The 11,414-nt window shown below is 66.3% G+C and carries 9 protein-coding genes; 8 read left to right on the plus strand and 1 reads right to left on the minus strand.

Translation table 11 applies throughout. From position 1 onward, the window contains the following. Positions 1 to 25 precede the first annotated feature (25 nt). The 7 genes from ACFWWR_RS32220 (at position 26) to ACFWWR_RS32250 (ending at position 9,836) form a co-directional block, all read left to right on the plus strand. On the plus strand, positions 26 to 1,498 hold the full coding sequence (locus ACFWWR_RS32220) for a beta-1,6-galactanase (RefSeq protein WP_384306913.1): 1,473 nt from the start codon (positions 26 to 28) through the stop codon (positions 1,496 to 1,498). Positions 1,499 to 1,715: 217 nt separating this feature from the next. Further along, the gene (locus ACFWWR_RS32225; protein WP_384306916.1) at positions 1,716 to 2,735 is read left to right on the plus strand and encodes an SEC-C domain-containing protein; all 1,020 of its coding nucleotides are present in this window, start codon (positions 1,716 to 1,718) and stop codon (positions 2,733 to 2,735) included. 173 nt (positions 2,736 to 2,908) lie between these two features. Beyond that, positions 2,909 to 4,489: an ATP-binding protein gene (locus ACFWWR_RS32230; RefSeq protein ID WP_384306968.1), complete on the plus strand. Its 1,581-nt coding sequence runs from the start codon at positions 2,909 to 2,911 to the stop codon at positions 4,487 to 4,489. 119 nt (positions 4,490 to 4,608) lie between these two features. Continuing rightward, on the plus strand, positions 4,609 to 7,518 hold the full coding sequence (locus ACFWWR_RS32235) for a Z1 domain-containing protein (RefSeq protein WP_384306971.1): 2,910 nt from the start codon (positions 4,609 to 4,611) through the stop codon (positions 7,516 to 7,518). Between the two features lie 47 nt (positions 7,519 to 7,565). Next, a complete protein-coding gene (locus ACFWWR_RS32240) occupies positions 7,566 to 8,546 on the plus strand; it encodes a NaeI family type II restriction endonuclease (RefSeq protein ID WP_384306918.1) in 981 nt (326 codons plus the stop codon). Then, positions 8,546 to 9,307 carry an NgoMIV family type II restriction endonuclease gene (locus ACFWWR_RS32245; protein WP_384306920.1) on the plus strand — a complete coding sequence of 254 codons (762 nt, stop codon included), beginning with the start codon at positions 8,546 to 8,548 and terminating at the stop codon, positions 9,305 to 9,307. Before ACFWWR_RS32240 ends, ACFWWR_RS32245 begins: the two co-directional genes overlap by 1 nt. 10 nt (positions 9,308 to 9,317) lie before the next feature. Then, entirely contained in the window at positions 9,318 to 9,836 is a 519-nt protein-coding gene (locus ACFWWR_RS32250; RefSeq protein WP_384306923.1) for a very short patch repair endonuclease, read from the plus strand. Here the strand turns inward: ACFWWR_RS32250 and ACFWWR_RS32255 are convergent. Next, positions 9,814 to 10,503, minus strand: a complete 690-nt coding sequence (locus tag ACFWWR_RS32255) for a hypothetical protein (RefSeq protein WP_384306926.1) — start codon at positions 10,501 to 10,503, stop codon at positions 9,814 to 9,816. The two genes, ACFWWR_RS32250 and ACFWWR_RS32255, sit on opposite strands and share 23 nt — an antisense overlap. 261 nt (positions 10,504 to 10,764) lie before the next feature. Between ACFWWR_RS32255 and ACFWWR_RS32260 the strand changes: the two genes are divergently transcribed. Beyond that, positions 10,765 to 11,397 (plus strand): hypothetical protein, encoded by a 633-nt coding sequence (locus ACFWWR_RS32260; protein WP_384306928.1) that lies wholly within the window; start codon positions 10,765 to 10,767, stop codon positions 11,395 to 11,397. The last annotated feature ends 17 nt before the right edge of the window (positions 11,398 to 11,414 follow it).

Consider the following 11,414-nt stretch of genomic DNA (forward strand, 5'->3'; position numbering starts at 1 on the left):
GGTCGTCGATCGAATCGGAGAAGCCATGATCCGACGCAGAACACTGCTCACAGCCGCGGGCGGGACGCTCCTCGGCAGCGCCCTGGCGACCGGTACCGCACGCGCGGACGCCACCATCGCCGTCAACCCCGGCACCTCGTACGGCACGTGGGAGGGCTGGGGCACCTCCCTGGCCTGGTGGGCCAACGTGTTCGGTGCCCGGGACGACTTCGCCGACGCCTTCTTCACCACCAAGTCGGTGTCGTACAACGGGACGACGCTCCCCGGCCTCGGCATGAACATCGCCCGCTACAACCTGGGCGCGTCCAGCTGGAACAGCGTCGGCGGCGAGACGATGGTGGAGTCGCCCAACATCCCCGCCTTCAAGCAGATCGAGGGCTTCTGGCAGGACTGGAACAACGAGGACCCGGCGTCCTCGGCGTGGAACTGGTCGGCGGACGCGAACCAGCGGGCGATGCTGGTGAAGGCGACGCAGCGAGGCGCCGTGTCCGAGCTCTTCGCGAACTCCCCGATGTGGTGGATGTGCGCCAACCACAACCCGTCGGGCGCGACGGGCGGCGGCAACAACCTCCAGACCTGGAACTACCGCCAGCACGCCTCCCACCTGGCGGCCGTGGCCCTGCGCGCGAAGTCGAACTGGGGCGTGAACTTCGCGACCGTCGACCCCTTCAACGAGCCGGCCGCGTCCTGGTGGACCGCCACCGGCACCCAGGAGGGCTGCCACATGGACCCCGCGGTCCAGGCCGCGGTACTCCCCTACATGCGCAGCGAACTCGACAAGCGCGGCCTCACCGGCCTGCGCATCACCGCGTCCGACGAGACGAACTACGACACCGCCCGCTCCACCTGGGCCGCCTTCAACTCCACCACCAAGGGGCTGGTCAGCCAGGTCAACGTGCACGGCTACCAGGGCTCGGGCGGCCGTAGGGATCTCCTCTACACGGACGTCGTGACAACATCCGGCAAGAAGCTCTGGAACTCGGAGACGGGCGACAGCGACGGCACGGGCCTCACCATGGCGTCGAACCTCTGCCTCGACTTCCGTTGGCTGCACCCGACGGCGTGGGTCTACTGGCAGGTGATGGACCCGACGGCGGGCTGGGCGATGATCGCGTACGACCAGAACACGCTCCAGCCGACGACGGTCCAGACGAAGTACTACGTCATGGCGCAGTTCAGCCGCCACATCCGTCCCGGGATGCGGATCATCGACACGGGTGTGGGCTACGCGGCGGCGGCCTACGACGCGGCCGCGAAGCGCCTGGTGATCGTGGCGGTGAACACCTCCACGTCCGCCCAGACCCTCACCTTCGACCTCTCCCGCTTCACCACGGTGACGGGCGGCTCGGGCGGCCTGGTCCCGCGCTGGAACACGGTCACGACGGGCGGCGACAAGTACAGGGCGTACTCGGACACACGGCTGAGCGGGAAGTCGGTGGCGGTGCCGTTCGCGGCGAAGGCGGTGCAGACGCTGCAGATCGACGGGGTGACGATCTAGAACGGCCGTTCACACCTCCGGGGCTCCGGGACTACGGAGCCCCGGAGCCTCGGGAGGGAACGTGCGAGACGTAGGCGGTACGAGCCGGTACGAGCGGGACGTGCCGGTACGAGCCGGACGTGCCGGAACCCACTCCGCCGATCCACGAGCCGCTGATCCGCCTGCTGGCCTGGGGATACCTCTCCCTTTGTCACGGCCCGGCAGTACGGTGTCATGCATGCGCCCCGACACGCCTGCCGAGAACGTCGACCACACCGCCGAAGCGGCACGCCTGGAGCGGACCGCCGGCCTGTATCCCGAGGACGCCGAAGCCCTGCTCCTGCAGGCCGCGGCCCACCTGGAACTCGCCGGCGACCGCCCCGCCGCGAGCACCCTCTACGACCGTCTGCTGTCGTCACCGGACGGCTTGGAGTACCCCTTTCTCGTACGAGCCCTGAAAGCCTCGAACCTCTGGGAGTACGGCCACGAGGCCGAGGCCAGGGCGATCATCGAGGGCGTCCGCGCAGCGTCCCCGCGCGAGGCGGCCCCGTGGGTGATCGTGGCGGAGGCACTGGAGGCGCACGACGAGCTGGAGGCGGCGCAGGAGACGTTCACGGAGGCGGTAGAGCTGCTCCTCACGGAGGACGTGCAGCCCCCGTACTCGACGCATCCCCTCCTGTTCGGCCGCCACCGGGTCCGCCGCATGCTGGGCGTCGGCCACGACGACTGGGACGTCCTGGCGGACACCCTCCACACCTCCCCCGTCTCCCTGGACGAACTCCACGACCCCAAGCGCGTCTGGTCCCTGGGCTCGGACAACCCGGCGGAGCTGGCGGCGGAGATCTCAAGGCTGCGAGCAGAACTCGGCACCTACCGCGAGGCCCTGTCCCGCCCGTTCCCGGTAGCGGTCCTGCACTGGCCGGCAGGCGAACTGACGGAACTCGTGTCGGCGTACCCGTCGCTGGCGCTGGAGTACCCCTCCCATGAGGAGCACCTGGCGACCATAGAGGCGTCCCTGCGCGAGCTGGCCTCTTCGGGGACTCCGAACCTCGGGATCGTGACGGGGACTGTCCCGTCCTACGAGGCGTTCGCCGCCTCGGAGGGCGCGTCCCCGGAGGACGCGGCACTGCTGCCGCAGTATGCGACGACGCTGGCGGCACGGGGGCGGGCGGTGGTTTGGCCGCCGCAGCGGGGGGCGGTTTGCTGGTGTGGGTCGGGCAGCACCTATGCGACATGCCACGGAGCCCCGAACGCCTGACGTCGGCGGCAGCGTCGGGTTCGTTCCCTAGACCGCGTTGCAGAATGGAAGCCTCATTCCTTCGGCTCCCACTGTTCCTCCACAACTTGCACGCGCTAACGTCACATGCGACCAGCTGAATTGGCATGCCTGCACGCATCTCGGGCATGTCCCGGCCCACGAGGGACACCAGCATGCCGCCCTACCAGCCGTCCTCGGAATGGCAGTTCGACGTACCCACCAGCGGAAGCAAGCGGCTCCCTCCGGCGGCCAGGTCGTTCGAATCACTCGCGCACCAGGGATACGGTTTCGAGGCTGCCATTGCCGACCTGATCGACAACTCGATCGACGCAGGAGCCCACAACGTCGTCGTGAGTTTTCTGCGGGACACCGGTGAGCGTGGAGGCCGAGACCGCCTCGTCGGCTTGCTCGTCATCGACGACGGCCACGGCCTGGACGATGCGGGCCTGGACACGGCGATGATTGTTGGCGGACGCGAGGGGTACGCCACAGGCGCCCTCGGGCACTTCGGCGCCGGGCTGAAGGCTGCCTCGCTGTCGCACGCAGACGCGCTCACTTTGATCAGCAGGACCAAGCGCAGCGCGTCGGCCGGCCGCCGCTGGCTCACCGCCCGCGCGCAGGCCGACTTCACCTGCGACATCGTCGATGCGACGTACTGCCAGAACCTGGTCGACCGTTACGACGGCGTCATAGGCTGGCACGGCACGATTGTGCGCTGGGACCAGGTCCGCGCGTTCGAGACCATCACGGCCGGGCAGACCGACCGATACCTGAATGACGCGATCGAACGGCTCGAGACTCACCTCGGCCTCTATCTCCACCGTTTCCTCTCCCGCGAGGGATTCCACGTCGACATCGTCGTCGAGGACGTCCACACCCGGGAGGAGCTGGACCACCGGGGCGTGGAGCCCATCGACCCCTTCGGCTACCGTGTTCCGGGCCGCGCCGGCTTTCCCCGTACGTACGTCGCCCCCGTCGAGGGCGCCGGCGATGTCGCGCTCACCGCGCACATCTGGCCGCCCAAATCGCCGCTCGTCGCCTACCGGGGCATCGGCCCGCTCGCCGAGCGCCAGGGCTTCTACCTCTACCGCAACGACCGACTCGTCCAAGCCGGTGGCTGGAACGACACGCGCAGCCCGGAGGGCCACCTCGTTCTCGCCCGGATCGCCGTGGACCTGCCGCCCGAGCCCAACGACGTGTTCGCTCTGACCGTCAAAAAGGACGGCGTCCAGGTCACACCGGCGTTCGCCCGAGGGCTTGAGAAGGCGGCCGACAGAACGACCGGCCATACCTTCGCCGAGTACGTCCACGAGGCCGAGGCGACCTACCGCGAAGCCGCCAAGCGGCGTACCGAGGTCAAGCGCATGGCGGTCATCCCGCCTGGCAAGGGCATCGATCCGAAGCTGAAGCGAACGCTGCGGGACGAACTGCCGCAGCTGGAGGGCGACGACCCCATCGCCTTCACCTGGGCCAAGCTCGATGTGCCGCCCGGCATCGACTCCGCCGAACGGCTCTTCGCGATCGACCACAAAGAGCGCCTGGTCATCCTCAACAAGGACTACCGGCACGCCTTCAACGGCGGTCGGCGCGGCGGCTCCAACGACGCCCCGGTCCTCAAGAGTCTTCTCTACCTGATGCTCAATGAGATCTTCCAGAAGGAGCGGGTCTGGGCCAACCAGACCGACAAGGTCGCCTTGTGGAACAGCGTGCTAGTCGCCGCGGTACGGGCCGAACTCGCCCGCGACGAGGGTTAGTCCACCCCTCTCCTGCTCAACTTCCCGTACACCAGAGAGGCCACCCAGCCGCCGTGACCGCAGAGAAGACGCCCGCGCCCGACCACCTCACCGACCTCCACGGCGAGGTCCTCGACGCGATGAGCCGACGCGGCCCGAAGCACTTCGCCAAGCTCGCCTTCGTGCTCGCAGACGCCGACGAACCGGCGGACACGGACATGTCCCACTTCCGCGACCGCATCCTGGCGGCGGAACCCGGCGACGAGCTGCTCGCCCTCTGGCGCCGCAAACTCACCGCATGGGACTTCGAACAGTCCCCCACGTGGTCGGTCACCGCGCCGCGTACCCCGGTACGCCGCGCCGAGGTCTATGACAAGCTCGCGTTCGGCGTGGACCTGCGCAAAACGTTCGACGCTGCCGTCCCGGTCCACACGGCACCAGGTCCTGTGACCATCAGCCGCGAGTTCCAGCCCTGGTATACCCGGGAGCAGGCGGCGAACCGCTCCTTTTACTGGGCGTCGTACGAGCGTCTGCTGCGCCGCAAGGGCTGGAGCGACGCGGCGGTCTCCGGTCTGGACGAGGCGGCCCATGCGGTCGTGGAGCGGCTTGCCGACCCCACCCGTGACGACTCATACGGCGCGCGCGGACTCGTCGTCGGCTACGTACAGTCCGGCAAGACCGCCAACTTCACCGGTGTCACGGCCAAGGCGATCGACGCGGGCTACCGCCTGGTGATCGTCCTCGGCGGCACCTTGAATCTGCTGCGCGGCCAGACCCAGCGCCGCCTCGACATGGAACTGATCGGCCAGGAGAACATCCTGGGCGCCGCAGACCCGAACGACCCGGACGCCCTGGTCGGCATCGACTATCAGGACGACGAGGACTGGCCGGCGAAGTTCGTCTCGTTCGGAGCCCGCCCCTCCGTGCTCGGCGCGTTCGACATCGAGCGCCTCACCTCTCGCGACCGTGACTACATGGCACTGGAACGCGGTATCAGTGCCCTGGAGTTCGAGAAGCCGGACCGCACCCGCCCCCTGCATGACCCGGCGAACCTCCATGCGGCCCGCGCCCGCGTCATGGTCGTGAAGAAGAACAAGTCGGTGCTGGAGACACTGGTCAACGACCTCAAGAAGATGGGCCCGATCCTCGGCGAGATACCGGCCCTGATCATCGACGACGAGTCCGACCAGGCCTCGGTGAACACGACCGACCCAAAGAAGTGGGAGGACGGCAAGGTCACCCGCACCGCGATCAACGGCCAGATCAGCAAGCTCCTCAAGCTCCTTCCTCGCGCCCAGTACGTCGGCTACACCGCGACTCCCTTCGCCAACGTGTTCATCGACCCGGGCGACGAGGAGGACCTCTTCCCGCGCGACTTCCTGATCTCTCTTCCCCGCCCCGCCGACTACATGGGAGTACAGGACTTCCATGACCTGGACGATGTCGACGACGAAGGCGATGCCGAGAAGACACATGTCCGAGGCATCTACGACTCCACGGGCGACCGCCTCCAGGAAGCCCTGGACGCCTTCGTGCTCACGGGCGCTCTGAAGCTCTACCGCGCGGAGCACGGCGTCCCCTCCGGCCCGTTCCGGCACCACACGATGCTCGTGCACGAATCAGTCCGCATGGCCGAACACGCCGCGCTCGCCCTGCGCATCAACACCATGTGGGACAACGCCGCGTACACGGGCCCGGAGGGCCACACACGTCTGGCGACCCTCTTCGGCAAGGACTTCCACACACACGTGGACGGCTCTCTGCCCACTCCCGCGACGTACGTGGACCTCAAACCGTACGTTTCTCAGGCCCGTCGCCTCATCAACCAGGGCGGCAGCCCCGTCATGGTCATCAATGGCGAGAGCGAGCGCGACTACGCCCAGCCCGACCTCGACTTCGACCGCACCCCGAACGTCTGGAAGATCCTCGTCGGCGGCACCAAGCTTTCCCGTGGCTTCACGGTCGAGGGCCTGACGATCACGTACTACCGCCGCACGACGCAGCAGGCGGACACCCTGATGCAGATGGGCCGCTGGTTTGGCTTCCGGCCTGGATACCGGGACCTGGTACGGCTGTACATCGGCCGCGAGGAGTCACTGGGCCGGGGCCGCAACGCCAAGACGGTCGACCTGTACGAGGCTTTCGAGGCGATCTGCCGCGACGAGGAACTCTTCCGCGCCGAACTGGCTCGCTACGCCCCCTTGGTGGACGGCCGGCCGCAGGTCACTCCCGCCCAGATCCCGCCACTGGTGGCCCAGCATCTGCCGTGGGTGAAGCCGTCGGCCAGGAACAAGATGTTCAATGCGGAACTGGTGGAGGTGCGGTCGCCCGGCACGCCGATCGAACCGGCGGCGTACCCGCAGGACGCCCAGATGACGGCGCGGAACACCGAGCGCTGGAAATCCGTACTCGCGGCAGTCAGCGGCACCCCAGCAACATGCCTGCTGCAGCCGGATGCCACTTCGCCTCTGTCTCGTAGCTTCCAGGCGGCTACCACGGTCATCTCGCACGCCCAGCTCCTTTCCATCCTCAGCTCGCTGGAGTGGGAGGACGGCAACGTGCTCGCCCCGCACCTGACGTACCTGTCCCAGCTCGACGGACGCCTGGCCAAGGTCGACGACTGGCTTGTCATCGCTCCGCAGCGCACACAGCGCAACCGGATCGAAGCCGCGGTGCTGGGCCTGGGCCCCTTCTCCCTGTTCCGCCGAAGCCGACAGTCCGGAAAGCTGTCCTTCGGCCGTATTTCGGGCCTGGAGCATCGTTTGTACGCGCAGCAGTTGATCAACCAGCCAGACTCAGCCTCCGCTGTCGGCAGCTCCCCCGTGCTCGGAGCAACTCGAGGCGTAGTCCTCCTGTATCCCGTCGTGGAAGCCGCCCAGGACGATGAGGTGAAGGCAGTTGCCGCGACGGGTACTGCGGCAACCGACCGGGTCATCATGGCGTTCACCGTGATTCCGCCGAAGGCGGCCATCGACACGAAACAGCAGCTCGTGCGCTTCCGGACTAGGGACTCCTCTCGTCCAGATGCGGCTATCGTCAACGCGTTCTGAGGCGCTTTGGCTCTGCACGTAACGACTGACTGACTGACGAGGAGAGCATGCTTCCCTTCGAAGAGGCCGACATCAAGGCCGCTACTTCGGTCGCGCTACGGCATGCCGCGGTCGGGATGGACCCTGAACTCGACAAGGTCTGCGAGCACATCAAGGCGCTCGACCCTGCGGGCCGACGGTTCGCCAGGGTGCTTCGTGACACCATCGACCAGCTACTGAACGGAGAGGCAACCGGACGCTACGACTGGAAAACGCTCTTCAAGACCGAGAAGACTCACGCGGGAACGCTGGTAGAGATCAATTTGCAGCGTGAGTTCAGGTTCACGGACGGCGACGCTATGGACTACCAGATCGCCGGCGTCGACGTGGACTGCAAGTACTCCCAGCAGTTCGGCGGCTGGATGATTCCACCGGAGGCGGTGGGCCACCTCTGCCTGCTGGCTTGGGCGGACGACTACAAGTCCCTCTGGAGTGTCGGCCTCGTCCGGATACGCAATGAGTGGCTGAACACCGGGAACAACCGTGATCTCAAGCTCACGATCAAAGCGGACCACCGGGACAAGATCTCGTGGCTGTGGCGCGACGAAAAACTCCCAGAAAACGTGCTCCTCCATATGGATCCTGCGGACCGTGACGCCGTGTTCACAGCGGGCTCGGGGCAGCGCCGCCTGAACGAGCTCTTCCGGCGCGCCCAGAAACGACGCATCGGCCGCAACGTAGTGCGCACGGTTGCCCAGCAGAAGGACTACATGAAGCGCGTCCGCGGCAACGGCGGCAGCCGATCGGCACTGAGGGCGGAGGGCATCCTCATCATGGGGGACTACGCCAGCCATCGCGAGATCGCCGGCCGGCTCGGTCTCCCCCTCCCAGACGAAGGCGAATTCGTCAGCGCCCGGGTGGTCCCCGCAAGACCTCGTCACGGGGATGCCCTACTAGTCTCCCTAGACGGGAACCAATGGGTCCTCGCGCAGCCAGATGACCCCGTTGTGCCCGCCCCGGCCCTGCCTTCACACACCAGAGGGGACTGATGATGAACGCACCGTTCGCCACTAGCCTCCTCGGGTGGAAAAGGCTGGAGAAGACCGGGCATCTCGTCCCCAACAACGCGGACTCCGACAGTAATGCGTCAAAGCTGCTCGCGAGGCATGTTCTTGAGACGCTGGGGGTGGAATCCGATGTCGTACTTCCTGACACCCCCGACAGCCTTGGCCCTGCGCTGGAACACGCAGTCTGTGATCACCTGAGAACCGCGCTACCCCATTTGTCCCCAGAACGCGCTTGGCACGTTGACCATAAGAAGACCGTGGCCGACTTCGCACAGTACGAGCACTTGGACAGGGTTGCCGAAGCGGTACGCAAGAACGCCACTCTCCGTGTTGATCTGGGTCGCGATTACCTAATCAAGCCCGATGTCACTGTGGGTGTCACCCGTCCCGCAGCAGAGGCCGCGCCCCGACCGCTTCTGCATGCCGCGGTATCCTGCAAGTGGACAATAAGGTCAGATCGCGTACAAAATGTGCGCCACGAGTTTCTTCAAATGATCAGGCACCGGCGCGGTCGGCTCCCCCATCTGGTAGTGGTGACCGCGGAGCCCATGCCAAGCCGGATCGCCTCAATCGCGCGAGGAACGGGAGAAGCCGATGCCATCTACCACATCGCCTTCGATGCCCTGAAGGCTGCGGTATCCGCCGTTGGCAGCCGCCAGCAAAAGGACGATCTCAGCGAGATCATCGAACAGGGTCGTCTCCTCCCTTATGGAACCCTGCTGCCAACACTGTCCGGCTGGTAACTCACCACATATGACTACTCCCACCCCAGAACCAGATCCGTCACAGGCCGCCTGGGTGCCGCCGGAGGGCTCGTGGGCGTCGTCCGCCGCGCGCCGTCGCAATATGCAGGCGATCCGAAGCCGGGACACCACTCCGGAGCGCCTTGTCCGCAGGCTGGTTCACGCCCAAGGACTGCGGTATCGAGTGGCAACTCGCCCACTCTCAGACCTTCGCCGCACCGCCGACATGGTCTTCCGGCCGGCGAAGGTAGCCGTCTTCATCGATGGCTGCTACTGGCACGGCTGCCCCGAGCATTACGTTCCGCCGAAGACCAACCCCGGCTACTGGTCCGGCAAAGTGGCCCGGAACATGGCCCGCGACCGCGATACGGATGAGCGCCTACGGGCAGCTGGCTGGCTAGTCTTGCGCTTCTGGGAGCACGAGGCAGCGGAAGAATGCAGCGAGGCGATCTGTCAGGCGGTGATATCCAGACGCCAGGCCTCGCCCGGCAGCACGTTGGACGCCCCTACCGAGCAAGAGACATCTTGAGTACTCGCCGGGCCATGCTGTTGTCCTCGATCCTCATAAACTCATAGGCGATCTGAGCCAGTTGCCGCCCGTCGCGCCCGGTCTGCGCGTACCGGAGTATCACGTCCGCCTCGGCACGCAGCCCGCGCGCCCTGCACGCAGCCACGGCGTGAGCCACCTCTGACGGGTCAGCCGCCATGCCAACGTGCCGCAGAATGCCGGCAACATCCTCAGCCTTTCTGGTCAGCCTCATGTCCAACAGGGCCACCGCCGTGGGCCATTGTCCTTGCCCGTGTTGCCGGTCCCCCTGCGCTGAGGGGACCGGCAACACGGACGCCTGGCAACTCGCACACAGAAGCGCCGGCGGCTCACCTGCCTTCAGCCGGAGGTTTTCAAGTTCCTCCCACGTGACCGGCATGGAGACGTCCTTCGTCCGCGCGGCGACCTCCGCCAGGTCGTAGAGCGCGCGGATCACCTTTCGTTTGGGCTTACTTATGCGTGCGTTGAGCAGATCGGAGAGTGCGCTCGCTGAAGCGTCGCATCCGCGTTTGCGCCCCTCCAGCGCCTCATGCGTCTGCCTCAGCGACAGTCCGACCACCGCCATCAGGTCACGTAACGCTCTAGCGAGGGCCTTTCTCTCATCCGGAATTTCGGCATCCAGTTCCTTGAAGTGACCCGGTCGCGGCACGCCAGCTCCTTCTGTCCTCACCACACGGAAAAACAACAGTGTGCCGCCGCCCATCCCCAACGGGCGCCTCAGCTATGTCCGGATACTCATCTGGACACTCCATCACTTCCGTTTCAGACAGGCTTGGCGTTCCGTTGTGTCTAGCGGGCCACCGTCAGGCATCAACCGTCCTGACATGCAGTCGGGCTGGCCCACTCAGGCTTTGCGAGGTGGCAGATGAGCACGGCCTTGCCTTCATGGCAGGACAGCAAACTAGGCACGATGAAGCGCGCCGCGCTGTGGCTCGTCCAGGTGGTCGGTGAAGGAGAAATCTTCACCAAGACGGAGCTGCGCGAAGCCTTCCCGGAGGTGTCACAGATCGACCGCCGCATGCGGGATCTCCGCGATTTCGGGTGGAAGATCGACACCAAGCGCGAGGACATCGACCTCGACGCCAACGAACAGCGCTATGTACAGCGCGGCGAGCCCGTCTGGGAGCCGGGCCGCGGCACAAGGCCCAGGAGCGCGATCACGGTGAACCAGCGGCGGGAGCTGCTGGCCGCCTACAACCACAAGTGCAGTTCGTGCGGTGCCACCCCGGGGGACGCGTACGCCGACTCAGAGGTCACAGCTCAGCTCGATGTGGCCAAGCGTGAAGTCCTACTGCCGGACGGCACGAAGGCACTCCAGTACGTCGTCGAGTGCAATCGTTGCCGCGTCGGCGGCATCGGTTCCACATACGACGTGCCGGCATTGCTCTCCGAGGCTGTGTCGCTGCCTTCATTCGAACTCGACATCCTGAAGACCTGGATCAAGCAGGACGCCCGGACGTTCAGCTCCGTCGAAGACGTCTGGGCGAAGTACCGAGCACTGCCGACTGAGGCACGCGACGCCTTTCGTGACGGCCTGAACTAGGCGCCAGCGGGCCGCTT

The organism is Streptomyces sp. NPDC058678 (genome assembly GCF_042714835.1).
Taxonomy (GTDB): domain Bacteria; phylum Actinomycetota; class Actinomycetes; order Streptomycetales; family Streptomycetaceae; genus Streptomyces.

Bases quoted from the DNA above. Each gene is read 5' to 3' on its own strand.
- ACFWWR_RS32220 (WP_384306913.1), top strand. From the start codon at position 26: ATGATCCGACGCAGAACACTGCTCACAGCCGCGGGCGGGACGCTCCTC.
- ACFWWR_RS32225 (WP_384306916.1), top strand. From the start codon at position 1,716: ATGCGCCCCGACACGCCTGCCGAGAACGTCGACCACACCGCCGAAGCG.
- ACFWWR_RS32230 (WP_384306968.1), top strand. From the start codon at position 2,909: ATGCCGCCCTACCAGCCGTCCTCGGAATGGCAGTTCGACGTACCCACC.
- ACFWWR_RS32235 (WP_384306971.1), top strand. From the start codon at position 4,609: ATGAGCCGACGCGGCCCGAAGCACTTCGCCAAGCTCGCCTTCGTGCTC.
- ACFWWR_RS32240 (WP_384306918.1), top strand. From the start codon at position 7,566: ATGCTTCCCTTCGAAGAGGCCGACATCAAGGCCGCTACTTCGGTCGCG.
- ACFWWR_RS32245 (WP_384306920.1), top strand. From the start codon at position 8,546: ATGATGAACGCACCGTTCGCCACTAGCCTCCTCGGGTGGAAAAGGCTG.
- ACFWWR_RS32250 (WP_384306923.1), top strand. From the start codon at position 9,318: ATGACTACTCCCACCCCAGAACCAGATCCGTCACAGGCCGCCTGGGTG.
- ACFWWR_RS32260 (WP_384306928.1), top strand. From the start codon at position 10,765: ATGAAGCGCGCCGCGCTGTGGCTCGTCCAGGTGGTCGGTGAAGGAGAA.